At 72.7% G+C, this 25,443-nt stretch carries 20 protein-coding genes and 1 riboswitch; of the genes, 6 read left to right on the forward strand and 14 right to left on the reverse strand.

What is annotated here, in order from left to right:
* The first annotated feature begins 30 nt into the window (after positions 1–30).
* Positions 31–2,298: a molybdopterin cofactor-binding domain-containing protein gene (locus AAH991_RS11785; RefSeq protein WP_346225808.1), complete on the forward strand. Its 2,268-nt coding sequence runs from the start codon at positions 31–33 to the stop codon at positions 2,296–2,298.
* Here the strand turns inward: AAH991_RS11785 and AAH991_RS11790 are convergent.
* Both AAH991_RS11790 and AAH991_RS11795 read right to left on the reverse strand, forming a co-directional pair.
* On the reverse strand, positions 2,283–3,005 hold the full coding sequence (locus AAH991_RS11790; protein ID WP_346225809.1) for a hypothetical protein: 723 nt from the start codon (positions 3,003–3,005) through the stop codon (positions 2,283–2,285). The genes AAH991_RS11785 and AAH991_RS11790 overlap by 16 nt on opposite strands.
* Before the next feature lie 136 nt (positions 3,006–3,141).
* Entirely contained in the window at positions 3,142–4,593 is a 1,452-nt protein-coding gene (locus AAH991_RS11795) for a SecDF P1 head subdomain-containing protein (RefSeq protein ID WP_428833978.1), read from the reverse strand.
* A gap of 177 nt (positions 4,594–4,770) precedes the next feature.
* On the opposite strand from AAH991_RS11795, the gene ald reads away from it, so the two are divergent.
* A complete protein-coding gene (ald, locus tag AAH991_RS11800; protein WP_346225811.1) occupies positions 4,771–5,889 on the forward strand; it encodes an alanine dehydrogenase in 1,119 nt (372 codons plus the stop codon).
* Between the two features lie 16 nt (positions 5,890–5,905).
* Here ald and AAH991_RS11805 read toward each other — a convergent pair whose 3' ends face one another.
* A complete protein-coding gene (locus AAH991_RS11805) occupies positions 5,906–6,589 on the reverse strand; it encodes a thioredoxin-like domain-containing protein (RefSeq protein WP_346225812.1) in 684 nt (227 codons plus the stop codon).
* Between the two features lie 106 nt (positions 6,590–6,695).
* Here AAH991_RS11805 and AAH991_RS11810 point away from each other — a divergent pair, with 106 nt between their 5' ends.
* Positions 6,696–7,364, forward strand: a complete 669-nt coding sequence (locus AAH991_RS11810) for a DUF305 domain-containing protein (protein ID WP_346225813.1) — start codon at positions 6,696–6,698, stop codon at positions 7,362–7,364.
* A 99-nt stretch (positions 7,365–7,463) separates the two neighbouring features.
* Here the strand turns inward: AAH991_RS11810 and AAH991_RS11815 are convergent, their stop codons facing one another.
* The 4 genes from AAH991_RS11815 to AAH991_RS11830 form a co-directional block, all read right to left on the reverse strand.
* A complete protein-coding gene (locus tag AAH991_RS11815; RefSeq protein ID WP_346225814.1) occupies positions 7,464–8,795 on the reverse strand; it encodes an ammonium transporter in 1,332 nt (443 codons plus the stop codon).
* 235 nt (positions 8,796–9,030) lie between these two features.
* On the reverse strand, positions 9,031–10,104 hold the full coding sequence (locus AAH991_RS11820) for a threonine aldolase family protein (RefSeq protein WP_346225815.1): 1,074 nt from the start codon (positions 10,102–10,104) through the stop codon (positions 9,031–9,033).
* 78 nt (positions 10,105–10,182) lie between these two features.
* Positions 10,183–10,836 (reverse strand): SDR family NAD(P)-dependent oxidoreductase, encoded by a 654-nt coding sequence (locus AAH991_RS11825; RefSeq protein WP_346225816.1) that lies wholly within the window; start codon positions 10,834–10,836, stop codon positions 10,183–10,185.
* Positions 10,837–10,873: 37 nt separating this feature from the next.
* Entirely contained in the window at positions 10,874–12,964 is a 2,091-nt protein-coding gene (locus AAH991_RS11830; protein ID WP_346225817.1) for a DUF6421 family protein, read from the reverse strand.
* Positions 12,965–13,138: 174 nt separating this feature from the next.
* On the opposite strand from AAH991_RS11830, the gene AAH991_RS11835 reads away from it, so the two are divergent.
* Positions 13,139–13,849 carry a hypothetical protein gene (locus tag AAH991_RS11835; protein ID WP_346225818.1) on the forward strand — a complete coding sequence of 237 codons (711 nt, stop codon included), beginning with the start codon at positions 13,139–13,141 and terminating at the stop codon, positions 13,847–13,849.
* On the opposite strand, the gene AAH991_RS11840 is transcribed toward AAH991_RS11835, so the two are convergent.
* The gene (locus AAH991_RS11840) at positions 13,789–14,451 is read right to left on the reverse strand and encodes a response regulator (RefSeq protein WP_169978923.1); all 663 of its coding nucleotides are present in this window, start codon (positions 14,449–14,451) and stop codon (positions 13,789–13,791) included. The genes AAH991_RS11835 and AAH991_RS11840 overlap by 61 nt on opposite strands.
* Positions 14,448–15,632: a sensor histidine kinase gene (locus tag AAH991_RS11845; protein WP_346225819.1), complete on the reverse strand. Its 1,185-nt coding sequence runs from the start codon at positions 15,630–15,632 to the stop codon at positions 14,448–14,450. Before AAH991_RS11845 ends, AAH991_RS11840 begins: the two co-directional genes overlap by 4 nt.
* A gap of 195 nt (positions 15,633–15,827) precedes the next feature.
* Between AAH991_RS11845 and AAH991_RS11850 the strand changes: the two genes are divergently transcribed.
* Together AAH991_RS11850 and AAH991_RS11855 are read left to right on the forward strand one after the other, a co-directional pair.
* Positions 15,828–17,468, forward strand: coding sequence for a zinc ribbon domain-containing protein (locus AAH991_RS11850; RefSeq protein WP_346225820.1), 1,641 nt, complete (start codon positions 15,828–15,830; stop codon positions 17,466–17,468).
* Between the two features lie 43 nt (positions 17,469–17,511).
* A complete protein-coding gene (locus tag AAH991_RS11855; RefSeq protein WP_346225821.1) occupies positions 17,512–19,389 on the forward strand; it encodes a serine/threonine-protein kinase in 1,878 nt (625 codons plus the stop codon).
* On the opposite strand, the gene AAH991_RS11860 is transcribed toward AAH991_RS11855, so the two are convergent.
* The 5 genes from AAH991_RS11860 to AAH991_RS11880 all read right to left on the reverse strand — a co-directional run bounded on the left by AAH991_RS11860 (position 19,382) and on the right by AAH991_RS11880 (position 25,423).
* Positions 19,382–20,092, reverse strand: a complete 711-nt coding sequence (locus AAH991_RS11860) for an adenosylcobinamide amidohydrolase (protein WP_428833976.1) — start codon at positions 20,090–20,092, stop codon at positions 19,382–19,384. The genes AAH991_RS11855 and AAH991_RS11860 overlap by 8 nt on opposite strands.
* Positions 20,089–20,910: an ABC transporter ATP-binding protein gene (locus tag AAH991_RS11865; protein ID WP_346225822.1), complete on the reverse strand. Its 822-nt coding sequence runs from the start codon at positions 20,908–20,910 to the stop codon at positions 20,089–20,091. Before AAH991_RS11865 ends, AAH991_RS11860 begins: the two co-directional genes overlap by 4 nt.
* The gene (locus AAH991_RS11870) at positions 20,907–21,947 is read right to left on the reverse strand and encodes a FecCD family ABC transporter permease (RefSeq protein WP_346225823.1); all 1,041 of its coding nucleotides are present in this window, start codon (positions 21,945–21,947) and stop codon (positions 20,907–20,909) included. The genes AAH991_RS11865 and AAH991_RS11870 overlap by 4 nt, the downstream gene beginning before the upstream one ends.
* Positions 21,948–21,978: 31 nt before the next feature.
* On the reverse strand, positions 21,979–22,944 hold the full coding sequence (locus tag AAH991_RS11875; protein WP_346225824.1) for an ABC transporter substrate-binding protein: 966 nt from the start codon (positions 22,942–22,944) through the stop codon (positions 21,979–21,981).
* A gap of 105 nt (positions 22,945–23,049) precedes the next feature.
* A riboswitch (cobalamin riboswitch) is annotated at positions 23,050–23,110 on the reverse strand.
* 123 nt (positions 23,111–23,233) lie between these two features.
* Positions 23,234–25,423, reverse strand: a complete 2,190-nt coding sequence (locus tag AAH991_RS11880; RefSeq protein WP_346225825.1) for a hypothetical protein — start codon at positions 25,421–25,423, stop codon at positions 23,234–23,236.
* Between the last annotated feature and the right edge of the window lie 20 nt (positions 25,424–25,443).

Genomic DNA, 25,443 nt, shown 5'->3' on the forward strand with positions numbered 1-25,443 from the left:
CCGCCCGTGCCCGGTTGCTGTACTACGACGGTGGAGCGGCGCACGACGACTGAGACGGCGGCGGGGAGCGGGCGGCTTTCGGGCCTCGGCGAGAGCGCGCGGCGCCCCGACGGCACGCTGAAGGTGACCGGGGAGTTCGCCTACTCCTCGGACCTGTGGCTGGAGGGCATGCTCTGGGGCGCCACGCTGCGCAGCCCGCACCCGTCCGCGTGGATCCGCTCGATCGACACCGGCCCCGCGCTCGCGATGCCCGGCGTCTTCGCCGTGCTGACCCACGAGGACGTGCCCGGCGAGAAGTTCTACGGACTGGACATCCGCGACCAGCCGGTGCTCGCCGTCGACCAGGTCCGCCACCAGGGCGAGCCCGTGGCGATCGTGGCCGCCGACCATCCGGAGACCGCCCGCCGCGCCGCCGCCGCGATCGTCGTGGACTACGAGGAGCGCGAAGCGGTGACCGACCCGCGCCGGGCCGCCTTCGACCCCTCCTGCCCCGCCGTCCATCCGCGGGGGAACCTCGTACGGCACCAGCCGGTCAGGGTGGGGAGCACCTTCGAGGCCGACGTGGTCGTCACCGGCGAGTACGAGGTCGGCATGCAGGACCAGGCGTTCCTCGGGCCCGAGTCGGGCCTCGCCGTGCCCGCCGAGGACGGCGGGGTGGACCTGTTCGTCGCCACCCAGTGGCTGCACGTCGACCAGGACCAGGTGGCGCCGTGCCTGGGCCTGCCGAAGGACAAGGTGCGGCTGACGCTCGCCGGGGTCGGCGGCGCCTTCGGCGCCAGGGAGGACCTGTCGATGCAGGTCCACGCCTCGATGCTGGCGCTGCGGACGGGCCGCCCGGTCAAGATGGTGTACGGCCGCGAGGAGTCGTTCTTCGGCCACGTCCACCGGCATCCCGCCCGGATGCGCTACGAGCACGGCGCGACGGCCGACGGGCGGCTCGTCTACGTGAAGGCCGAGATCCTGCTCGACGGCGGCGCCTACTGCTCCTCCACCCCCGCCGTGGTCGGCAACGCCGCGTCGCTGGGCGTCGGGCCGTACGAGGTGGGCAACGTGTGGATCGACGCGTACGGCGTCTACACCAACAACCCGCCCTGCGGGGCGATGCGCGGGTTCGGGGCGGTGCAGGCCTGCTACGCCTACGAGTCCCAGATGGACCGCCTGGCCGCGGCCTGCGGGCTGTCGCCGGTCGAGATCCGCGTCCGCAACGCGGTGTCACAGGGGTCGCGCCTGGCCACCGGGCAGGTGATCGACACCCCCGCGCCGCTGGCGGACATGCTCGCGGAACTGGCCGCGATGCCGCTGCCGCCGCCCGCCTCCCCGGACCTGCGGGCGCTGCCGGGCGGCGTCGCGCAGACGACGCACGGCGAGGGCGTGCGGCGCGGCGTGGGCTACGGCGTCGGCATCAAGAACATCTGCTTCTCCGAGGGCTTCGACGACTACTCGACGGCACGGGTGCGCGTCGAGCTCGCCGGGGACGAACCGCACGTGCTCGTCCACACCGCCGCCGCCGAGGTGGGCCAGGGGCTCGTGACCGTCCAGGCCCAGATCGCGCGTACGGAGCTCGGGATCGGCAGGGTCACGGTCGCCCCGGCCGACACCGCGGTCGGCTCCGCCGGGTCCTCCTCGGCGTCCCGCCAGTCGTACGTCACCGGCGGGGCGGTCAAGACGGCGTGCGAGGCGGTGCGGGCGCGGCTCGACGCGCTGCGGGCGGCCCATCCGGACCTGTCCCTGGAGGAGGTGCTCGAGCGGTTCGGGCCGGTCGAGGAGACACGGGAGTACCGCCACCGGCCCACGTTCCCGATGGACCCCGTCACGGGCCAGGGCGACTCCCACACGCAGCTCGCGTTGTGCGTGCACCGGGCGGTCGTCGACGTCGACGCCGACCTGGGCCTGGTCAAGGTGGTCGAGCTGGCCGCCGTGCAGGACGTCGGGAAGATCCTCAACCCCCTGGCCCTGGAGGGGCAGATCCACGGCGGCTCCGCGCAGGGCCTGGGCCTGGCGCTGATGGAGGAGATCCAGGTCAGGGACGGCCGGGTGCTCAACCCCTCGTTCACCGACTACCTGATCCCCACCATCCTCGACATGCCGCCGATGCGGCTGTCCATCCTGGAGAACCCCGACCCCCACGCGCCGTACGGCCTGCGGGGCGCGGGCGAGCCGCCCACGCTCTCGTCGACCCCCGCGGTGGCCGCGGCGGTCAGGGCCGCGACCGGGCTGGATCTCCCCCGGGTCCCGATCCGGCCCGAGGACATCGCGCTGGCGCCCGCTCCCGCGGCCGGCGCTCAGTCGGCGATGTAGCCGATGGAGGTCACCTCGTAGCCGCGGCTCTTCGAGCCGCGGACGTGCATGAACATGGCGCCGCCCTCGTAGGAGTAGGCGCATCCGTAGCCCTTGGGCTCCGGGTTGCAGCCCTGGAAGAAGTACTTGACGCCCTTCGGGTCGTGCTTCGTCCGGAACAGCGTCTTGACCGCCGTGGCCGAGGCGATCTCCAGGCCGCGGTTGCGGTCGCCCTTGCGCCAGGCCTCGAACAGGTGCTTTGCCGCGGCGGACGGCGTGACAAGGTGGCGGGACTCGTACACCTTCGTGACCTTCGCTCCGGACACGACCATCAGGAGGCCGTCGAGCCCGCCCGGTACGCGCACGCTGGTGTGGACGAACCGGCAGGAGTTGCCCGAGCAGCCCGCGAACTCGTCCGGAGCCCGGTAGGGGTAGGAGAAGAGCGTGGAGACCGCGCCGGCGGTGGCGACCCGGGAGGCCGCGTGGCGATCGCCGCGCAGCCAGGCGCGGAACAGCTTCTTGGCGACCGTCGCCGGTGCGGGCTCGGCCCTCACGACGGACTGGGCGCCGGACTGTGTGGTGGCCTGCGCGGTGGCCTGGGCGGTGGCCTGAGCCGGGGCCTGGGCCGCGTGCGCGAGCGCCGGACCCGCGGCGAGCAGGGAGGCGGGGAGCAGGAACGCGGCGGTCACGGCCGTGGCGGCCGCGCCTCGCAACGATGGTGCTGACACACGCCGTACGTTAGAGGAATCCCCTTGCACCCGGATTGCCCCCGGCTTGCACGCCGGCCTCCGGTCCGGCCGGTCTCCCGGCACCGGACCGGCTCCCCGCGCCGCCCCGGGGGAAACCGCTCCCCCGGGGACGAACTCACTGGAACTGCTCGATCGTGGGCTGGCCGCCGCCGGGCTGCGTCCCACCCTGCTGAGTCCCACCCTGCTGCGTCCCGCCGGGCTGGGTCCCGCCCTGCTGCGTGCCGTCCGGCTGGGTGCCCCCTTGCTGCGTCCCGCCGGGCTGCGTCCCGCCCTGCTGGGTGCCGTCCGGCTGGGTGCCACCGCCACCGGGCTGCCCGGCGTCGGCGGCGGAGGGCGAGGCGGCCGGGTTCGGCTGCTGTCCCGCGGGGGCGGAGCCGGTCAGCAGGGCCATGATCGCGTCGGCCTGCGCCTTGTCGAAGCCCGCGATGCCGAGGCTGTCCTGGGTGATCTCCTGGGCGACCCGCGGGGCGGCCACCACCTTCTCCCCCACCACGACGGCGAGTTGCTGCTTGACCGTCTCGCGGGTGAGCGCGGCGATCTGCTCCTGGCTGGAGGGGGACAGCACGAGCCGGATCGAATAGGTGCCGTCGCTCTCCGGCACCTCCTCGATCTTCTGCACCGTGGTGACCGTGACCCCCGGATCGAGCTGGTAGCAGGAAGTGCCCTTGTCGTCGGGGATCGCGTCCGTCCCCGTGCACGGCGCCGGTCCCACCCCGGTGACCGGAGCGAAGTGCACCGGCGTCAGCAGGGTGCGTACGGATGTCTGCTTGAGCGGCGGGGCGTCCGGGTTGCGGGTCATGATCACGGCGACGGCGCCGAGGACGCCGGACATGACGACCACCAGCACGAGGGCGACGACGAGGGCGATCGTGGTCCCCCTGGCCGCCCTCGGCTCCGAGGGGCCGGCGGGGGCGGGCGGCCCGTCGCCCGGACCGTCCGCTCCGCCCTCGGCCGGGCCGCCGGGCACCGCGGGCAGGTCGGGCGGGACCGGCTCCACCGGCTCGTCGAGCGGGGCGAGCGGGGCGCCGGGAACCTCACCGGGTACGGTCACGCCCAGCGGGTCGTCGAACCGGCCCGCGCCACCGGGCTCGCCCGGCACACCGCCGGGCCCCAGCAGCGGGTCACGGAGCGGGTCACCGGGCACGCCGAGGGGGTCGACAGGCTCGTGGGGCGCAGGAGGCACGCCGAGCGGGTCGCCGAGCGGGTCGTCGAACCGGCCCGCGCCACCGGGCCCGGGCAGCGGGTCACGGAGCGGGTCGTCGAACCGGCCCGCGGCACTGGGCTCGCCCGGCACACCGCCGGGCCCGGGCAGCGGGTCACGGAGGGGGTCGCCGGGCACGCGGACCGGCCCGGTCAGCGTGTCGTCCCGCCCCCCACCGCCGGCGGCGGGCAGAACGGACGTCTCTCCCTCGGCCCCGGGGCCAGCGAACCAGTCGTACTCGCCGGGCGCGCCGCCGCGGCCCTCGGAGCCGACCGGCTTCGGCATGGGCGCCGTCTCGGCTCCCGATGTCAGGCCGCCGGGCCACGGACCGGGCTCCTCGTTCCCCGGCACGGGCGCGTTGTGCATTCCCACCTCGATCCCTTACACCGCTCGCAGAGCCTACCGAGGTCTGCCAACCGCGGGTAACCGGGCGACCATGGAACGCTCAACCCGCTCTCTTGCTGACAATTTGTCATGAATACCCGCCAAATGGTTGCCCGTTGCCCGATGCCATGCGGAAGGCCGAGAGCAGACAGTGAAGACATGAAGGTGGGAGTTCCCCGAGAGATCAAGACGCACGAATACCGGGTCGCGCTCACACCCGCGGGGGTCAACGAGTTCGTCCGCAAGGGTCACCGGGTCCTCGTCGAGAAGGGCGCGGGACAGGGGTCGGCGATCCCCGACGAGGACTTCGCCGCCGCCGGGGCCGTCATCCTCGGCACGGCGGACGAGGTGTGGGGCGAGGGCGACCTGATCCTGAAGGTCAAGGAACCGGTGCCGGACGAGTATCACCGGATGCGCAAGGGCCAGGTGCTGTTCACCTATCTCCACCTGGCCGCTTCGGAGCCGTGCACCCGGGCCATGCTGGAGTCGGGCGTGACGGGCATCGCGTACGAGACCGTGCAGAAACCCGACCGCACGCTGCCGCTGCTCGCTCCCATGTCGGAGGTCGCCGGACGGCTGGCGCCGCAGGTGGGCGCCTACCATCTCATGCGCCAGGGCGGCGGCCGCGGAGTGCTGATGAGCGGCGTCCCCGGCACCTACCCGGCCAAGGTGGCGGTGATCGGCGCGGGTGTGTCGGGCATGAACGCCGCCGCGGTCGCCATGGGCATGCGGGCCCAGGTGCTGCTGCTGGACCGCGACGTCGACCGGCTGCGCCACGCCGACCTCGTCTACCGGGGAGGCTGCCAGACCGTGGCGTCCAACGCGTACGAGATCGAGCGGGCGGTGGTGGACGCGGACATGGTGATCGGCGCGGTGCTCGTGCCGGGCGCCAAGGCGCCGACCCTGGTGAGCAACGACCTCGTCTCCCGGATGAAGCCGGGGTCGGTGCTCGTGGACATCTCCATCGACCAGGGCGGCTGCTTCGAGGACTCACGGCCGACCACGCACGCCGACCCGGTCTACCGCGTGCACGGGTCGGTGTTCTACTGCGTGGCCAACATGCCGGGGGCGGTGCCGCACACCTCGACGTACGCGCTGACCAACGTCACCCTGCCGTACGCGCTGGCGATCGCGGACATGGGCTGGCGCGAGGCGCTGACCGCCGACCCCGCGCTCGCCCTCGGTCTGAGCACCCACCAGGGGCATCTCACGAGCCGCCCGGTGGCCGAGGCCCACGGGCTGGAAGCCGTGCCCGTGGACCGCGTGCTGGTTTCCTGACGTCCGCCGGGAAACCTCAGTTGGACGGCGCCGTGCTCGCCATCGGCTCCTGCGGGTTGCCCGACGCCGACGGCTCCGGCGGGAGCGGCTGCTCCGAGGTGGTGCCGATGCCGCCCGTGCAGGACGCGCCGTACTCGGGGGTGGTGGTCGGGTTCTGCTTGTACTTCTTCACGAACTGCGTCAGCCGGGGGTCGTCCGCGGAGTTCAGCGTGACCTGGTGGTTCCAGGAGCTGGCCACGATCTTGGTGGGCAGGCCCGGGTAGGGGCTCAGCAGCATGTAGTCCGCGGAGGCGATGGTCTTCAGCTTGTCCACCTCGGCCTTGGGCAGGTCGGGGCTGTAGGTGATCCACACCGCGCCGTGCTCAAGGGAGTGGACACCATGCTCGTTGTGGATCGGCTTGTCGTAGATGCCGCAGTTCTGCCAGTAGTAGTTGTGCGGGCCGCCGACGGGCGGGTTCTCCTTGTAGGAGACCTTGGTCCACGAGTGGTCGGAACCCTTGTACGTGTAGGTCTTCACCGCGTCGAGCGACTTGGCCGAGCGGTCCTTGACCACCCACACCGCGACGAGGGCGACAAGGACGACGATCACGAGGCCGCCTATACCCCACATGAGAAGCGCGGCGCGCCGCTCCTTGCGCTTCTGCTCGGCGCGCATGCGAGCGAGGTGCTCACGCCTCGCCTGCGTCTTCTCCTTGGTCATCGCTCCTCCATCCGCAGATCACTTACACCCCCGCTGCGTATGGAGAATAGTGGCTAAAGGTATCGCTTCGGGCAGGGCGCGGGCGGCGGCGAGTAGCCTGTTGGCGATGAGCACTGACATCGACGCTCCTGTGGAGACCGCTCGCCCGGCCCGGCGCTCCCTTTCCGCCCTCGGACTGGTCGCCGTCCTCCTCGCGGTGGCGGCGCTCGTGGTGTTCTTCACCAGGTCCGGGACGCCGGGGGACGCCTCCCCCGAGGCCGGTTTCGCCAGGGACATGGGAGTCCACCACGCCCAGGCGGTGGAGATGTCCTTCGTCCTCAGGGACAAGACCTCCGACGAGCCGCTGCGCAGCCTGGCGTACGACATCATCACGACGCAGAGCACGCAGCGTGGAATTTTCATGGGCTGGCTCCAGCAGTGGGGCCTGGACCAGAGCTCCGGCCGTCCCGCGATGGCCTGGATGTCCGGGCACGGGCACGGCGGGCCGGCCTCCTCCGCCACCACGCCGGCCGCGGCGATGCCCGGCATGGCGACGGAGGAGGAGATGAACCGGCTCCGCCAGGCCACGGGCAGGGACGCCGAGGTGCTCTTCCTCCAGCTCATGATCCGCCATCACCAGGGCGGCGTGGAGATGGCCGAGGGCCTGCTCAAGTTGTCGGACCGCGACGAGGTGCGCGCGCTCGCCCAGCACATCGTGGACGGCCAGAACGCCGAGATCCGCATGATGAAGGACCTGCTGGCCAAGCGGGGAGCCCAGCCGCTCCCCGCACCGTAGCGACCCCCGCTCACGGCCCGTCCGGCCGGGGCACGGGCCGGGAGGTCCGGGCGGGCGCGACCGGGGCCGTCCGCGCCACGGCCCGCGTGATTGCGGTGTCTACGTCGCCGGTCGCGGGTCCTGCGCACGCTCGTGGTTCCGGGCGCGCTCGCGCAGCGCCGTGACCGGGCCCATCCGGACGGCGTGGTCGAGCACGCCGTGGTCGTACGCGGTCTCCGCATGCAGTGCCAGATCGACACCGGACATCTCGTCCTCCTCGCTCACCCGGAAACCCATCAGCCGGTGGATCAGCCTGCCGATCGCATAGGTGACCGCGAAGGCGTACACCGCGACCACCACGATCGCCACGGCCTGCTTGCCCAGCTGGGCGAGCCCGCCCCCGTACAGCAGGCCCCGCGGGCCGTCGGCGCCGGTGAGCGACCGGGTGGCCAGCAGCCCGATCAGCAGGGTGCCGACGATGCCGCCGACCAGATGGACCCCGACCACGTCCAGAGAGTCGTCGTAGCCGTGCCGGAACTTCCAGCCGACCGCCTGCGAACAGATCATCCCGGCGGCCAGACCGATCACCAGGGCGCCCAGCACGTCGACGGAGCCGCACGACGGCGTGATCGCGACCAGTCCGGCCACGATGCCCGAGGCGACCCCGAACGTGGTGGGACGGCCGTCGCGGCGCCGCTCCACCAGCAGCCAGCCCAGCAGTCCGGTGCAGCCCGCGGCCAGGGTGTTGAGGAAGACGGCGGCGGCGGTGCCGTCGGCCGCGAGCGCCGAACCCGCGTTGAAGCCGAACCACCCGAACCACAGCAGCCCCGCGCCGAGCAGCACCAGGGGCAGGTTGTGCGGTCGCATGGCCTCGGCCTTGAACCCGATGCGGGGCCCGAGCACCAGCGCCATGGCCAGCCCGGAGGCGCCCGAGGCGATCTCCACGACCAGGCCGCCCGCGTAGTCGAGGGTGCCCATGCCGTGGATCCAGCCTCCGGGACCCCACACCCAGTGCGCGATGGGGGCGTAGACCACGAGCGCCCATACAGGGACGAAGACCATCCAGGCGGAGAAGTTCGCGCGGTCGGCGATGGCACCGCTGATCAGCGCGGCGGTGATGACGGCGAAGGTGAGCTGGAAGGTGGCGAACAGAAGCGTCGGCACCTGCCCGGTGACCGATCTCGTGGTGATGCCGTGCAGCCCGAGATGGTCGAGGCCGCCGATCAGTCCCAGGCCGCCGAGGTCGTCGCCGAACACCAGGCTGTAGCCGGCGGCGAGCCACGCGATGGTGACCAGGGCGATCGAGACGAAGCTCATCATGATCATGTTGAGCACGCTCTTCGTCCGGACCATGCCGCCGTAGAAGAAGGCCAGGCCCGGCGTCATCAGCAGGACGAGCGCGGTACAGGCCAGGAGCCATGCGGTCGCACCGCTGTCCGTGTTCACCGGCATGTCATCGCCTCGCACTTCTCCACACCTGTGGTGATCGCACCCGGGAGCATCACGAGACTCGCCAATGGCCGTTTCACGGCGTATTCGCGCGAGTTACCGCTGTGTTTCGTATTGCTCACCTCTCGGCGAGCCGTTCAGTCCGCTCGCCGGCGCCCCCGGTGAGAGGGGCGCCCGGCGGCAGCGCATGACGGGGATGCGAACGTGAAGACGAGAACCCTCGTAAGGGTGGGAGCGGTCAGGCGCGCAGTTCCTCGGCCAGCGCCGCGGCGAACGCGTCCACGTCGGCCTCGGTGGTGTCGAAGGCGCACATCCACCGCACCTCGACCATGCCCCCGCCGACCTGCTCGTTCCAGTTGTAGAACCGGAACCGCTTGCGCAGCCGGTCGGCCACGTCGGCCGGCAGGACCGCGAAGACCGCGTTGGCCTCGACCGGGCGCGGCACGCTCACCCCGGGCAGGCCGCGTACGGCGTCCGCGAGCCGCCGGGCCATGGCGTTGGCCTGGCGGGCGTTGCGCAGCCACAGGTCGCCCCCGAGCAGCGCCTCGAACTGCACCGAGACGAAGCGCATCTTCGAGGCGAGCTGCATGCTCGTCTTGCGCAGGTACGGCAGGCCCCGCGACGCCGCCGGATTCAGCACGACGACGGCCTCGCCCAGCAGCAGGCCGATCTTGGTGCCGCCGAAGGACAGGACGTCGACCCCCGCGTCCGTGGTCAGGGCGCGCAGCGGCACGTCGAGCGCGGCGGCGGCGTTGGTGATCCGCGACCCGTCGAGGTGGACGAACATCCCCAGCTCGTGGGCGTGGTCGCAGATCGCCCTGATCTCGGCCGGCGTGTACAGCGTGCCCAGCTCGGTCGCGTTGGAGATCGACACCACCCGCGGCTGCGCGCGGTGCACGTCGCCGAAGCCCCAGGCCTGCCGGTCGATCAGGTCCGGCGTGAGCTTGCCGTCCGGGGTGGCGACCGGCAGCAGCTTCAGGCCGCCGGTGACCTCGGGGGCGCCGCCCTCGTCGGTGTTGATGTGCGCGGTCTCGGGGCAGACCACGGCCTCCCAGCGCGCGCACATCGAGCGCAGCGACACGACGTTCGCCGCCGTGCCGTTGAACACGGGGAAGATCTCGGCCTGCTCGCCGAAGTGCCCGCGGAAGACGCCGCGGACCGCCTCGGTGTAGGCGTCGTCGCCGTAGGAGACCTGGTGGCCCCCGTTGGCGAGGGCGATCGCCTCCAGGATCTCGGGGTGCACCCCCGCGTAGTTGTCGCTGGCGAACGTCCGGCTCGCCGGGTCATGCCGCCGTACGGCATCGGTTGTCACGAGATGTCTCCCCAGTCGCGGTTCGGACCCGCGGCCGGCTCTCCAGAGCCGGCCGCGGGTCCGGATCAGCAGCGTAGATCAGGGGGTGAGGTCGATCCTGCGGCCGTTGACCGCCGCCGGCTCCTCATCCCACAGGCCCGCGACCGCCGCCGCCAGGTCCTTCACATCGGTGAAGGTCCGGTACGGCTTGTCCGGGTTCGCGGCCCTCATCTCATCGTGCACCAGTGCGTTGACCACCAGGACCACCGCGGCGGCGGAGGTGTCCTTCAGCGCGTCGGCCAGCGACAGCGTCCACGCCTCGGCGGCGGCCTTGGCGGCGGCGTACGCCGCGCCGCCCTGGGTCGGCTTCTGGGCGGCCCGGGCCGACACGATCGCGAACCGGCCGTTGCCGCTCGCCCGCAGCAGCGGCTCGAACTCCAGCGACACGTTCTGCAGGGTCCTGATCAGCAGGTCGTGCAGCAGGTCCCAGTCGTCCAGCGAGGTGTCGGCGAAGGTCTTCGACCCGCGCCAGCCGCCGACCAGGTGGACGACGCCGTCCACCCGGCCGTGCTCGGCCCGCAGCCGCTCGGCCAGGCCGCGTACGGCGTCCCGGTCGAGCAGGTCGACGGCCAGGCAGCCCTCGGCACCGGACTTGTCCACGCCGATGACCGTGTCGCCGAGCTCGGCGAACTTCCCGGCGACGGCCCGGCCTGCCGGGCCGCCCGCTCCCGTGACCACGATCACCCTGCTCATCGCACGCTCCTCCAGATCTCGCCCACGCCGTCCGTGCTCACGCCCGGATGCCTCGGGTCGACTCCACCACGTCGGTGAGCTTACGGCGCAGGGCCTCGTAGAACATGCTCAGGGGGAACTCGTCGGGCAGGACGGCGTCGACCATGGCCTTCTGCTCCGTGGGCAGCGCCTGGACGCCCTGCTTCCACACCGAGGCCGGGTCGGGCTCGACGTACGCCGCGACCAGCTCGTGCGCGGCGAGCCAGTGCGCGCGCTTGGACCGGTCGATGCCGTCGCGGTAGAGCTTCTCCACCTCGCCGCGCAGGTCGGCGACGCCGTCGGCGACCCGCGACCAGTCGATGGTGAGCCGGTTGTCGGTCCACCGCACGATGCCCTGCCGGTGCAGGTAGGCGAACAGCAGCTGGCCGCCGAGCCCGTCGTAGTTGCGCACCCGGTCACCGGTGATCGGGAAGCGGAACAGCCGGTCGAACAGGATGGCGTACTGGACGTACCGCGCGTGCGGCACGCCCGCCGCCTCCAGCTTCACGGCCTCGCCGTACGCCGTGAGGTCGCAGCGCAGCTCCTCCAGGCTGTAGAGCCAGTACGGCATGCGCTGCTTGATCATGAACGGGTCGAACGGCAGGTCGCCGTGGCTGTGCGTGCGGTCGTGGACGAGGTCCCACAGCACGAACGTGTCCTGGGCGAGGTCCTGGGACGCCAGCAGCCGGGCGGCGTCCGGCGGAAGCTCCAGCTTCAGCGTGGCCGCGGCGGCCTCGCTGACCCGGCGGAACCGGGCCGCCTCGCGGTCGCAGAAGATGCCGCCCCAGGTGAACTTCGGCGGGGTCTGGCGCACGACCACGGTCTCGGGGAACAGCACGGCCGAGTTGGTGTCGTAGCCGGAGGTGAAGTCGACGAACGTGATCGGCACGAACATGGGGTTGTCGTAGCCGCCCGCCTCCAGCTCGGCGAGCCACTGGGGCCACACCACCCGGATCCAGACCGCCTCGACGTTGCGGTTGGGATTGCCGTTCTGCGTGTACATCGGGAAGACGACCAGGTGCTCCAGGCCGTCGACCCGCTGGGCGTCGGGATGGAAGACGTTCAGCGAGTCGAGGAAGTCGGGCTTGCCGAGCCCGGCCGCCACCCACGCGCGGAAGTCCTTCATGACCGCGTCGAGGTACTCGGCGTCGTGCGGGAAGTGCGGCGCGAGCCGGGCAATGCCGTCGACGATCTCACTGATGCACGCCACGGCCTCGTCGTGGTCGCCGGTGACGGAGCCGTCCTTGGCCTGGAGCGGGCGCAGCCGCTCCACGGCGGCCTTCAGCCGGGCGAACTCCTCCGCCACCTCGGGACGGGACGTCTGTGCGGCGCCGGACGCCTCGGGCACGCGGGCGGCCCAGGTGACCAGGTTGCCCCACAGCTTCTCGTGGTCGTAGTCGCGGATCGAGTCGTCGCCGAACAGGTCGGAGTCGGCCAGGACGACCACGCGCCCCCTGCCGTGCCGTACGGCGGCCACCAGCGGGGCGGACGCGGGGTCGGCGGACGCGGAGGTCTCGAACAGCACGCTCGACCCGGCCGGCACGCCGAGCGTGCCCGCGCGGTAGAAGCAGGCCCGGCGCACCTCCGCCAGCAGGTCCTGGGCCACGCCGCCCTGCCCGGGCACGGCCTGCGCCGAGGGGACGCCGAGGACCCAGGTGGCCACCGTGTTGTGGCAGTGCCCGGGGTCCTGCACGGTCGTGTGCTCCACCGTGACCCCGAACCGGGCGAGCAGGCCGGCCAGGTTGCTGCCGTACTTCTCCTGCTCGTGCTCGGCCAGCACGATCAGCCCGCCGCCGTCGGCGACGTACGCCTCGATGGCGTCGATCTCCTCGGCGGTGAAGACGGGGCTGCCGACCCCGGTGGTGCGCTCCCAGCGCCCGGCCGAGGGGTGGGCGACCACGAAGACGTCACACCCGGCCAGCACGTCCGGGGTGACCGGGCCCTCGGTGTGGGCGCGCACCGTGTGACCGAGCCGCCGCAGCGCGCCGGCGGCCTCCGCGTAGCTGTTGTCGTCGGGATGGGCGGGATTCATGGCCTCGGCGACCTCTCGCCGGATCGTCCACGCCTCGCTGTGCGCCTCGTCGAACAGGACCGCCGGGAACGCCTTCATGAAAAATCTCCCGTAGTGTGAGCCATCTTCCGGAAAATATACACATACCTCGCCATGTGGCGATAAGTCGCCCTAGCGGATGAGGAGACATCACCCGAGCGGCGGACGAGCTCCCGCGGGTCGCCCACCTACCGTCACCGGCCGTAGGAGACAGACCCGAACAAGGGGAGATCGATGTTCAAACTGTCCGACTCGGTGGCCTTCCGGCGCAGCGTCACCGGAGTTTTGCTGTTCGTCGCGCCGCTGCTGCAGTTCGTCGCGCTGCTGGTCGACCCCGGCACCTGGGGCGACGACCGCGAGATGGTCAGCTACGGCGACAACCCGGCCCTGGCCCAGCTGGAGTCCGCGCTCTACCACTGGAGCTGGCTGCTCGTCCCGATCGCGGCCTTCGGCCTGCTCCACCTGGTGCGCAAGAAGTCCGTCGTCCTCGGGCACATCGCCGGAGGCATGACGATCGTCGGCTACATCAGCGTCTCGGCGCTGCTCCTGATGGACCCCGTGGAGTGGTGGTTCGGGCAGCACTACCCGGTCGAGCAGGGCCAGAAGATGTTCGACCAGGTGTTCGAACTGCCCGGCGTGATCTTCGGCTTCACGCTGCCGTGGATCTACTTCGGCATGGTCGGACTGCCGCTGCTCCTGCTGGCCGTGTCCCGCACCGGCTTCGTCCACTGGTGGGTTCCGGCCGTCGTCGCCGCCGGCTACCTCGGCGCGGCCGCCGTGCCCTACAGCCCGGCCACGATCCCGTTCTGGGGCGCCCCCGTCATCGCCATGGGCTACCTCGGCCTCAAGGTGCTCAGGATGACCGACGCCCAGTGGGCGTCGTACTACCCGAGCGCCGACCCCGGCGTCACCACGCCCGACTCGTACGCGAACACGACCGCCTGAGCGCGGTCGCGCAGGTTCAGCTTCATGAGCACACGGGCGACGTGGGTCTTGACCGTGGCCTCGCCGACGAAGAGCTCCTTGGCGATCTCGGCGTTGGTGAGGCCCCGGGCGAGCATCCGCAGCACCTCGAGCTCGCGCGGGGTGAGCTCGGCGAGCTGCGGCGGCCGCACCGGCTCGTGCCGGCCGGCGAAGGAGGCGATCACCCGCGTGGTCACGGCGGGGTCGAGCAGGCCGTCACCCGCGGCGACGACCCTGATCGCCTCCACGAGCTGCTCGGGCGGCGACACCTTCAGCAGGAAGCCGCTGGTCCCCGCGCGCAGCGCGGCGTACAGGTTCTCGTCGGTGTCGAACGTCGTCAGCATGACGACCTTGGGCGGATGCGGCGCGTCGAGGAGCTGCCGGGCCGCGGTGAGGCCGTCCATGCGCGGCATCGAGATGTCCATCAGCACCACGTCGGGCTGGACCCTGCGGGCCAGGGCGACCGCCTCCACGCCGTCGGCGGCCTCGCCCACGATCTCCATGCCGGGCTCGCTCTCGACCACCATGCGCAGACCGGCCCGGATCATCGCCTGGTCGTCCGCGAGGACGATGCGGATCGTCAATTCGTGGCCTCGCTCATCGGCACTCCCTGGGAGATCGGCAGCGTCGCGCGGACGCGGAAGCCGCCCTCCGGCAGCGGCCCCGCGTCGAGGGTGCCGCCGAACAGCTCGGCCCGCTCACGCATGCCGATGAGCCCGTTGCCGGTGGACAGCGCCGGTCCTGCGCCCCCGCCATTATCGGCGACCTCGAGCTCCAGGTGATCACGGCGGTAGGCGAGCCGGATCCGCACATCGGCCTCCCCGGCGTACTTCACCGCGTTGGTGAGGGCCTCCTGCACGATCCGGTAGGCCGACAGGTCGAGACCCGGCGCGAGGTGAACGGGCTCGCCCTCCGTCTCCAGCGTGACGCGAAGCCCCGAGGACCCGACGGTGGAGATGAGGTTGGGCACCATGTCGAGGCCCGGCTGGGGCAGCGCCTCGTCCTGCGGCATCCGCAGCGCGCCGAGCATGATCCGCAGCTCCTCGACCGCCTCCCGGCCCGCCTGCTCGATGCCGGACAGGATCGCGGTCTCCGACGAGTGCTCGCCCTCCTGCGCCGTGCCCATCCGGCGGCGCAGCGCGCCGGCCTGCATGACCATCATGCTGACGCTGTGGGCCACCACGTCGTGCAGTTCCCTGGCGATCCGGCTCCGCTCAGCCGCGACGGCCTCGACGGCCCGGCGTTCCCGCTCGATCTCCAGCCGCGCCGCCCGCTCGCTCATCCGGTGCGCGCGCAGCAGGTAGCCGCGCAGCGCCAGGCCCGTGGCGTACGCCGAGCCGAACATCACCGTCAGGTAGATGACCTCCTCGAACGGCAGGAACCGGTGGTCGACGGCCCCCGAGTCGAAGATCAGGATGCCCGCGAGCGCCCAGGCGCCGCCGTGCTTCAGGGGCAGGTGGGCGCCGATCGTGTGGAAGACGATGAGCAGCGCGGCGAGCTGCCAGACCGGGCACTGCTCGTTGCCCTGCCGGTGCCAGAGGTACTGCGCGAGGATCATCAGGATGAACACCGCCACCGGCGCCCTGCGGCGGTACCAGACCAGGACTCCGGTGGCCAGCGCCTGCCCGACCCACCACAGCTCGGGGTTCTGGGCCGCGCCGTACTCGGTGGCGACCGTGAACGCCTCGAGGGTGCCCAGCGCCATGATGGCCAGGCCGATCAGGAGGTCGACGCGGGGAACCGAACGGAGGGGGGACAAGCGCATGACGCGCAGAGTAACCCCTATCCGGCATAGCGCGCAGCAGGGAACAGACGTCCCGCAATTGGCCTGCAAGTCATCGTCAAGTGACCGCGCGATCATCAGCCTGTATCAAGTGGGTGTCGGTCACGATACTCATCTTGTCGAGCACTGTCCGCGCTGAGACGCTTGAAGCGATCCGAACACGCCTAGGAGACGCAGATGCCCCGCCTGCACTCCCTCATCGCGGGGCTGGGCGCGTTCGCCGCGTTCGCGGCCCCCATGCTCCACCCGCACCCCAGCGGTTCCACCGACCGCGTCACCCCGGGCGCCGTACGCGTGGAGTCCTCCTCGCACGTCCGCATCACGCTGCTGGACGACCGCGGCGTGATCAAGCAGATGGTCCGCGACTACGACGTCGACCTCGCCAAGGGCAGCGGCTTCACGGTCACGCCCGACGGGGTGGTCGTCACCGCGACCCAGGTCGTGCAGGCCGCCGACGACCCCCGGGTGTACGCCGCCAACCGGGTCTTCGCCGAGTACTTCAAGGTGAAGATCCCGGCCGACTTCAAGCGGCACTCGCTGGACGACCCCGACCTCGACCGGCGGCTCAAGGCGTGCTACCCGCCGCAGCAGACCGACTCGACCTGCCTCGCGGACGTCACGACGAACGTCACCGTGCACCCCTACCTCGACCCGCCGCCGCCCGGGGGCCTGCCCGCGCAGATCCTGACCACCGGCGCGGGTCCCGCGGCCCCGGCGGTGCTCAAGGTCACCAAGGGCGGCGAGAAGCAGACGCTGCCCACGGTCCCGCTGGGCACCGCGATCGGCGGCGCGGTCGAGTCGCTCGACGTGATGACGCTGACCGGCAGGCCCTCGGCGAAGCTGGGGCCCAAGCTCGACACCGCGCACCTCGACCCCCCGGGCAGCCGGACCTTCAAGGAGCGCGACAAGGTCCGCAAGCTGCTCGACGACGGCGCGTCCGGCGCGGCCCTCATCGACGACGGCAAGAGCGAGGTGATCGGGTTCATCTCCGGCGGCGGCGACCAGCCCATGACCATCACCCCCGCCGACGAGATCCGCAGTGCGCTGGTCGCCGCCGGCGTCACCCCGCGCCGCGGCCCGGTCGACGTCGTGTACGAGAACGCGCTCGCCTCCTACCACAACAAGCTCTACACCGGCGCGATCCCCGCGCTGCAGCAGGTGCTCAACCTGCGGCCCGACCACGTGGTCGCGGCCGGCCACCTGCGGGACTCCCGGGCCAAGGCCGGCACGGCCGTGGACGCCGGCAGCCGGCCGGTGGCCCGCCCCGCGCGCGCGGAGCAGCCCAAGTCCTCGTCGGTGCCGCCGTACGTGTGGGTGGCCGGGGGCGTGGTGGTCCTCGCCCTGCTGGCGGGCGGCGTCGTGCTGCTGCGCCGCAGGAGCGCGGCGGGACCGCGGGACGGCGAGGGCACCCCGGCCGGCGACGCCTACCTCGGCGGCGTCCAGGCGGACCCGGGCGCGGCCGAGGCCGGGGCGAACCACTCCGGGGAGACCTCCTGGCCGCCGTACGCCGTGACGCGGGTGTTCGGGGCCGAGGCCGCCCGGTCTCCGGAGGTCATGCGGCCGGCTCCGGCGCCGCCGGGTCCCGGGCCCGCGGATCCGTCCCCGCCGGGCGGGCAGTCGTACCCCGCGGATCTGTCGCCCCCGCACGGGCACTCGTATCCGGGCGACCCCGCACCGCCGCGCGGGCCCTCGTACCCGCCGAACCCGTCGTCGCCTCCGCAGGGACAGGCACAGCTGAAGTTCTGCACGCAGTGCGGCATGCGTCTGGGCCAGGGACACCGTTTCTGCGGCTTCTGCGGGAATCCAGTCGATTCGTGAGCGATGTGCTCATAACCAATAGAACGTTCAAGGGGGATGCCGCATGACAGAGGGGCCCGTGATGCCGCCGCTCGTCGGGCGGCGGCTCGGCGACTACACCATCGAGGCGGTCGTCGGGCGGGGCGGCATGGCGACGGTCTACCGGGCGCGCGACCAGCGGCTCGGCCGGGCCGTGGCGCTGAAGGTGCTCGCGCCGCAGCTCGCGCACGACGACCGCTTCCGCGACCGGTTCGTGCGCGAGTCGCGGATGGTGGCGAGCATCGACCACCCCAACATCATCCCGGTGTACGAGGCCGGCGAGCGCGACGAGCTGCTGTTCATCGCCATGCGCTACGTCGAGGGCAGCGACATGCGCAAGCTCGTGCAGTCGGAGGGCCCGCTGCCCGCCGGGCGGGCCAACCTGCTGTTCGCGCAGATCGCCTCCGCCCTGGACTCGGCGCACGCGCACGGCCTGGTGCACCGCGACGTCAAGCCGGCCAACATCCTGGTCACCCAGTCCGACCACATCTACCTGACCGACTTCGGGCTGACCAAGAGCTCCGCGGCCGAGGCCGGGCTGACCAGCCACGGCCACTTCATGGGCACCCCGCGCTACGTCGCCCCCGAGCAGATCCGGGGCCTGCCGGTCGACGGCCGCAGCGACCTGTACGCCTTCGCCTGCGTGGTGTACGAGGCGCTCGCCGGGCAGCCGCCGTTCCAGCGGGACACCGAACTCGCGCTGCTCTACGCCCACGTCTCCCACGAACCGCCGCCGCTCACGCCGTACCGGCCGGACCTGCCGCACGCGGTGAACGCGGTCCTGCTGCGGGCGCTGGCCAAGGCGCCGGACGACCGGTTCCCGACCGGCCAGGCGTTCGTGTCGGCCCTGCGCGACGCGATCAGCGGCGGCGTGGGCGACCCGGCGGGGCCGGTCTCCCCGTCCTATCCCCCGGGCCCCCAGGCGTCCTCCGGGCCTACCGTGATCCCGGCACCCCCCGTGTCCGCCGGGTCCTACCCGCAAGGCTCCTACCCGCGGGAGCCCCATACGCAGGGGTCCTATCCGCAGGAACCCCATGCGCAGGGGTCCTATCCGCGGGCCGCGCCCTCCTCGTTCCCGCCCGGCACCCGGCCGCCCGTCTCCCCCGCCCCGGGCTCGGTGCCGCCGCAGTCGGTGCCCTCGGCGTCCCGCCCGCCCGTGAGCCACCCGCCGGGCGCCGGGACCTCCGGTCACGGGCAGGCCCAGGGGCACGGCTCGTACCCTCCCGAGTCGCCGCGCACGCAGGCGACGGTCGCGTCGGCCGCCTCGCGGGGCCGCCGGCGTGGACTGCCGCTCGGGCCGCTGATCGGCGGTCTGGCGGTCCTGGTGTCCATCGCCGTCGCCGCCGCGCTGCTGCTCACCCGTGGCGGCGACACCGCCGCCACGTGGAACACCTATCCCGGCAGCACCGCGGCGCCGTTCACCATGGCCTACCCCGCGAGCTGGGGCGAGGCCAGGACCAACGCCGACCAGTGGATGATCGCCTCACCCGCCGTCGGCGAGTTCGACGCGTTGTTCGCGGTGCCGGGCAACACCGACTGGTCGAAGGTGAACCCCATCATCACGGCCCACCCGGACCGGGCGACGGGGGTGTTCGCCCAGGTCAGCAACACTCTGAGCACCTCGGACTCGCCGTTGGAGCTGCAGGAGAGCCTGGGCCCCGCGCTCCCCGGCGTGACCACCTACTACGGCGTGCCGGCTCCCACGACCGTCGGGGCCAAGCCGGCGTTCCGGATCGAGGGCGTGCTCAGCGACCCCCAGCAGACCGGGCGCCTGGACTTCTCCGCCTACGTCGTCCGTCAGGGCGACGCCGGCACGACCGTCCTGATCACGTTCTTCTGCCCGGCCGGCCGGTGCGACCGCGCGCTCATCGACCACATGGTGAACACGATCACCTTCAAGTAGCCCGGCGGGCCCGCCAGTCCCGCGCGCCGTCGAGGACGGCCCGGTGGACCGCACGGGCGATCCGCGCGCCCCACAGCGAGCGCGGGCCGCCGAACGCCTCCGCCGGGCCCTCCTCCCGTACGGCGACGCAGACGGCGTCCGACGCGGTCCCCGTACAGGGAAAGCCCGCCTCCAGCAGCGCCTGCGTCTTCGCCTCGGTCACCGTCATCACGGCGTTGACCAGCGCAGGGTCGGAGAACGCGACGGGCACGGCCACCAGGATGTTGATCGTCCCCGGGCGCGGCACGCCCGCCCCCGCGTCGCCCCCGCCGACCGCCTCCCGCGCGGGTTCGGGGACGTACGGCACGCCGGGGTCGGGCACGCCCTCGGGCGAGGCCGCCCAGGTCGGCACGCCGAGTCCCACCGTGGCGACGGCCTCCGCTCCCCCGTCCGCCGCGGCGGCGTAGCGCTCCACCAGCGCCGCCGTCATCATGCCGACCCCGGGACCGCCGGGGCCGAGCGCGTCCATGTGCTCCACCGGATCCATGCGTGCGTAACCGGCCGCCACCTGCGCGTTCAGCACCCACTCGCGGCGGCCGACGCCGCCGCCCAGCATCGCGGAGGAGATCATCCGCCAGCCGGGCCCGAACCGCCACAGCAGCGCGCCGAGCCGCAGGCCGTCCTCCTCGCGGTAGGTCAGGGACGGCCGCGGCAGGCCCGTCACGCTCCCTCCGCGGGGGCCATCCGGGAGGCCGGCGGCCGGACCAGGTGGACGAGCGGGCGGCCGTCGGCGCCCGGCTCCACCCGCACGCTGGCGCCGAAGTGCTCGGTCAGCAGGGGCTCGGCCAGCACCCGCTCGGGTGGCCCGGCCGCGACCGCGCGACCGGCGGCGAGCAGCACGAGCGCGTCGGCGTACTGCCCGGCGAGGCTGAGGTCGTGCAGCGTCGTGACGACGGTGAGGCCGTCGGCCAGGCGCAGCCGGTCGACGAGTTCGAGCACCTGCTGCTGATGGCCGAGGTCGAGCGCCGTCGTCGGCTCGTCCAGCAGGAGCACCGGCGCCTGCTGCGCCAGCGCCCGGGCGAGCACGACCCGCTGCCGTTCGCCCCCGGACAGGTGCCCGAGCGGCCGGGACGCGAAGCCGTCCAGGTCGAGCCGTTCCAGCACCGACCGCGTCACCTCGCGGTCCCGCGGGCTCTCGCTGCCGAGGTAGGGGATGTACGGCGTGCGGCCCAGCAGCGCGTAGTCGTACACCTTCATGTCGGGCGGCAGCGCGGGACTCTGCGGGGCGTAGGCGATCAGCCGGGCCCGCCGGCGCGGGCGCAGGTCGTCCACGGCCGTCCCGTCGACGAGCACCTCGCCCTCTCTCGGGACCAGCCCGGCGACGGCCCGCAGCAGCGTGGACTTGCCCGCGCCGTTCGGCCCGATGACCGCCAGCCACCGGCCGCGCTCGGCCGACAGCGTGACGTCCGTGAGCACCCGCCGTCCGCCGAGCGTGACGCCCACGCCGCGCGCCTCGATCGCCGGGTGCCCGTCGCCGCTCACGTCTCCACCCGCCGGGTCACGCGCAGCACGGTGACGAAGAAGGGCGCGCCGACGAACGCCGTCACCACCCCGATCGGCAGCTCGGCCGGCGCGAGCACGGTGCGCGCGATCGTGTCGGCCAGCACGAGGAACGCCGCGCCGCCGAGGAACGACAGCGGCAGCACGATCCGGTACGACCAGCCGGCGAGCCGCCTGACCACGTGCGGCACGACGATCCCGACGAACGCGATCAGCCCGCTGACCGCGACCGCGGCCGCGGTGGCGAGCGAGGCGGCCAGCACCACGGCGAATCGCACACGCGCCGCGTGCAGGCCGAGGCTGACGGCCTCCTCGTCGCCGACCGACAGCACGTCGAGCAGCCGCCCGTGCAGCAGCATGACGACGGTCGACACCACGGCGTACGGCGCGATCATGCGGACCTGGTCCCAGCCGCCGCCGACGTCGCCGAGGATCCAGGCGTAGATCCGCTGCAGCTCCTCCACCTTGAGCTGCTGCACGAAGGTCTGGATCGCGGTGAGGAACGAGGTGACCGCGACCCCGGCGAGCACGAGCGTCGCGGTGCCGCCGCCCCGGCCCGCCGTGTGGCCCAGCGCGTACGCGAGGAACACCCCGCCGACGGCCCCGGCGAAGGCGGCGACCGGCACCGCGGTGACCCCGGCGTCGCCGCCCAGGAAGACCACGACGAGCGTGACCGTGAGACCGGCCCCGGCCGCCGCGCCGAGCAGGTACGGATCGGCCAGCGGGTTGCGGAACACCCCTTGGTAGCCCGCCCCGGCGGTGGCGAGCAGCCCGCCCACGACGGCGGCGAGCAGCACCCGCGGCACCCGGAGCTGGAACAGCAGGTTCTCCTCGACCGGCGCGAGCCCCGAGTGCAGGGACACCAGCGGCAGCCGGTCGAGCAGCGCGAGCGCGATGCCGCGGGGCGAGATGCCCGCCGCGCCCGCCACCAGGCCGACGGCGAGGCTGGCCGCCAGCACGACGGACGCGACGAGCAGCGCCCGCCCGCGCCGGGCCGGGATCACGGCGTCACCACGCATTCACCGGCCACGCGTTCACACCGCCACGAGCTCAGTTCGCCGCCTTCTGGACGGCGTCGCCGACGGCCTGGGCGAGATCGGCGACCCGCGGCCCCCAGCGGGAGGCGATGTCGTCGTCCAGCTCGACCACGCGGCCCTTCTTCACCGCGGACAGACCGGACCAGCCGGGCCGCTTGGCCAGCGTGGCGGCGTTCTGGCCGCAGCACTTGGTGTCGCCCAGGAAGATCAGGTCGGGGTCGGCCTTGGCGATGAACTCCGCCGACAGCTTGGGGTATCCGCCCGCCGCGTCGGGCGCCTCGTCGGCGATGTTCTTCAGCCCGAACAGGTTGTAGACCTGCCCGATGAAGGTGCTGGACGTCGCCGCGTAGGGCGTGCTGTCCAACTCGTGGTAATAGGTCAGGCTCTTGCCCTTCGGCGCCGCCGCCGCGAGGGCGTCGATCTTCTGCTTGACGCCGTCGGCCACCTCCTCGGCCTTGGCCGTGTTGCCGGTGGCCGCGCCGAGGTCCCTGATCTGGTCGTAGGTCTCGTCCAGCTTGGTCGCGGCGGGTTCGAGCAGCACCGGCACGCCGACCTTCCCCAGACCGGCCACGACGCCTTCGAGGTCGTTGGCGAGCACGACGAGGTCGGGCTTGGCGGCCACGATCGCCTCGACGTTGGGCTTGAACCCCGACAACGAGGTCTTCGGCGCCTCCGGCGGGTAGTTCGACTGGTCGTCCACCGCCGACACCTGCGCGCCCGCGCCGATCGCGAACAGGATCTCGGTGGCCGTGGGCGACAGCGACACGATGTGCTCGGGGCGCTTGGCGATGGTCACCGCGCCGTTTCCGGCCTGCACGGTGACGGGGAAGGCGCCCTGTCCCGTGCCGTTCGAGGCGGCGGTGTCCGAGACTGCGGGGGTGGGGGGCGCGGACGTGGCGGCGCCGTCGGTCTGGCCGCAGCCGGCCAGTCCGAGCACGCCCAGCACCACACCCGCGACGGCCGTGCGTACGGGCCTCACGAGGGTCCTCCATCAGGGGGAATGCCGGGAATCGAGAGACCCGCTGGAAGCGACGGATCACCCTTTTCCACGAGGGTCGATGGCGTCGGCGCGCAGCGCAGGCGACCTGGCTCGTCCCCGGGGGCGGGGAACCACAGTTGCGGGACAGCGCCGGATTCTCACCGGACTTCGCTGCGCGGCGCGCGTCGGACGCAACGGTACCAATCCCCTTGCCGGCGTCCACCCCCGCCCCGCTCTCGCCGGGCCGTGCCCAGGCCCCCGTGCCGCCCCCGGTGGCGGCGGCCGCTCGTCAGGACGGCGACGGCCGCAGGCCGCACCAGGCGTCGGCGCAGGTGAGGACGTGATAGGTGGGGGTTGTCCTGCCGTCGCGCGTGCCGTACCACACGACGCGCGGGCGCCGGTCGGGACCGATGGCGACGTCCGCCTCGCCCACGTGGGACGTGGGGACCAGGCGGGTGACGCCTCTCCCCACGCAGTCGTCGTCGCGGCAGAACAGGACGGCTACCGGTGGGCCGGCCGCGTCGTACCCGGCCAGAACGGGCCGGCCGGCCGGATCCAGGGCCAGGCCGGGGGCGCTCAGCGCGACCAGCTCGGAGGCCGGCACCGTCCGCGGGGTCCCGGAGCAGGACGGATCGCGGCAGAGCAGGATCGTCGTGTCCCCGGTGCCACCACCGTTGTGGACGATCACCGGTCTGCCGTCCGGCCTGACGGCGACCTGGAGCCGCAGGTCGTCGAAGGACCTCCGGGGGTCGTACCGTGGCGAGGACCTGTCGGGCATGTCGAACGCGCGCATGGCCGGATGCCCGCACGCCACGGTGTCGCAGATCGCGATGGTGACCTTCCGGGTGATCGGGTCCGCGTACGCGATCACCGGGCGCCTGTCCGGAGACGCCGCTACGGCGAGGGCGCGGGGCTTTCGGTCTCCGACGAAGTCCGCGACGGTGAGGTCTCCCACCGTGATCGTCCGGGGGTGGACGCAGGCGAGGTCCGGGCACCGCGTGAGCGTCACGCGTGCGGGAGCCGGGTATCGGTCCGCGGAGACGGGCGCGATCGAGGCGACGGCGATGCCGTCTCGCGTCGCGACCGCCGTGGCGTTCACCGGGGCCACGTCCAGCCGGAACGCGTCGCCGGGCGCTGTCCGCAACGGCGGGCCGGGACGCCACGTGCAGCCGCCGGGCCGGCAGGAGAACAGCTGGAGCTTCCGCCGTCCGGCCTCATCGGGCCCTCTCACCCAGCCCGCGAACACCACCGAGCCGTCGGGGGTGACCGCCGCCCCGGCCTGCCCCTCGAAGGAGGCGTCCAGGATGACGGTGGTCTGCGTGCCGCAGGTGCCGTCGCCGCAGAACGTCACCTCCTGGAACCCCCGGTCGCGGATGACGATCGGAACCCCGCGAGGGCCGAAGACGATCCGGACCGGTCCCGGGCCGTTCTCGCGGAGATCCCAGCCGAGGTCCTCGCCCGCGATCTCGTTGTCGGTCACGCCGGCGAGCGGACCGGCCACCGCGTAGCCGCCGTACAGCAGGCCGGGCAGAAGCACCAGCCCGACCGGCCACCAGCGCGTACGCCACCCGCCGCGCGCGCCGCCGGGCGCGGTCGCGGAGCATCCGCGCCCGCCCTTGTCTCCCCGGATCACCAGGGCTCCCCAGCGCGCCTCGTTCTTCTTATGAAGCCGCGCGTAGCAGCAGCCGAGCACCGCGGCCTGGAACGGCACCAGCAGGACGCCCGCCGTCATCCGCAGGGCGTCACCGAACTGCACACCGGCCGGGACGGGGAGGGCCGCGCAGAGGAGGTGCAGACCGAGCTGCGCCAGGCCCGGAACGACGGCGAAGGCCACCACGATCGTCCGGATCGTCCACCAGTAGTCGTAGGCCGCCAGGTGATACGCCGCCGTCAGCGGGGGAATCCGTTCGGGCAGCGCCGTCCAGGCGAGTACGGCCGGGAGCGCCAGGAGGACGAGCAGCACGCCCAGGATCACCGCCGCGACGATCGATCCCGTCGCATGGGCCACCACGGCCGTGACGCCGGCCTGCACGGCGAGAATCACCACGAGATTGACGGTGAGCAGCAGCACGGCGTGCGGGCGCCGGAGAACGGCCAGAACGGCACGCCCCGCCGACAGGGGGCGGCCCTCGATGTGGCCCACCACGAGGTGGCTGCCCGCGGCCAGGCAGGCGAAGCCCGCCACGACGGTCGTCAGCACGAGCCCGACGACGATCCATAGGACGGCCGGTGAGGGCACGAGGAGCACAGGAGCTCCGTTGACGAAGGAGACCCGGTGGCCCAGGGCCACCAGCACGGCCACCAGCGCCACGAACGGCGGGACGAGGACCAGGGCGCACACCGCCAGCAGATGCCGGTAGAGACGGACGGCCGTGCCGTACATAATGCGCAGGCCGCGAAAGCCTCTCAACTGGTCGAACGCGTCATCCGGCCAGGCGGCGGGCGATCCCGCCTCGCTCACCGGCGTGCCGAGGCTCATGTCCCTCCTCCGTGTGTCCG

The sequence above is a fragment of the Microbispora sp. ZYX-F-249 genome, from assembly GCF_039649665.1.
Taxonomy (GTDB): domain Bacteria; phylum Actinomycetota; class Actinomycetes; order Streptosporangiales; family Streptosporangiaceae; genus Microbispora; species Microbispora maris.

Excerpts from the sequence above, each read along its gene's own strand:
- AAH991_RS11795 (WP_428833978.1), bottom strand. The coding sequence starts at position 4,593 with ATGCACAACGCGCCCGTGCCGGGGAACGAGGAGCCCGGTCCGTGGCCC.
- ald (WP_346225811.1), top strand. The coding sequence starts at position 4,771 with ATGAAGGTGGGAGTTCCCCGAGAGATCAAGACGCACGAATACCGGGTC.
- AAH991_RS11805 (WP_346225812.1), bottom strand. The coding sequence starts at position 6,589 with ATGACCAAGGAGAAGACGCAGGCGAGGCGTGAGCACCTCGCTCGCATG.
- AAH991_RS11810 (WP_346225813.1), top strand. The coding sequence starts at position 6,696 with ATGAGCACTGACATCGACGCTCCTGTGGAGACCGCTCGCCCGGCCCGG.
- AAH991_RS11815 (WP_346225814.1), bottom strand. The coding sequence starts at position 8,795 with ATGCCGGTGAACACGGACAGCGGTGCGACCGCATGGCTCCTGGCCTGT.
- AAH991_RS11825 (WP_346225816.1), bottom strand. The coding sequence starts at position 10,836 with ATGAGCAGGGTGATCGTGGTCACGGGAGCGGGCGGCCCGGCAGGCCGG.
- AAH991_RS11830 (WP_346225817.1), bottom strand. The coding sequence starts at position 12,964 with ATGAAGGCGTTCCCGGCGGTCCTGTTCGACGAGGCGCACAGCGAGGCG.
- AAH991_RS11835 (WP_346225818.1), top strand. The coding sequence starts at position 13,139 with ATGTTCAAACTGTCCGACTCGGTGGCCTTCCGGCGCAGCGTCACCGGA.
- AAH991_RS11845 (WP_346225819.1), bottom strand. The coding sequence starts at position 15,632 with ATGCGCTTGTCCCCCCTCCGTTCGGTTCCCCGCGTCGACCTCCTGATC.
- AAH991_RS11850 (WP_346225820.1), top strand. The coding sequence starts at position 15,828 with ATGCCCCGCCTGCACTCCCTCATCGCGGGGCTGGGCGCGTTCGCCGCG.
- AAH991_RS11855 (WP_346225821.1), top strand. The coding sequence starts at position 17,512 with ATGACAGAGGGGCCCGTGATGCCGCCGCTCGTCGGGCGGCGGCTCGGC.
- AAH991_RS11870 (WP_346225823.1), bottom strand. The coding sequence starts at position 21,947 with ATGCGTGGTGACGCCGTGATCCCGGCCCGGCGCGGGCGGGCGCTGCTC.
- AAH991_RS11880 (WP_346225825.1), bottom strand. The coding sequence starts at position 25,423 with ATGAGCCTCGGCACGCCGGTGAGCGAGGCGGGATCGCCCGCCGCCTGG.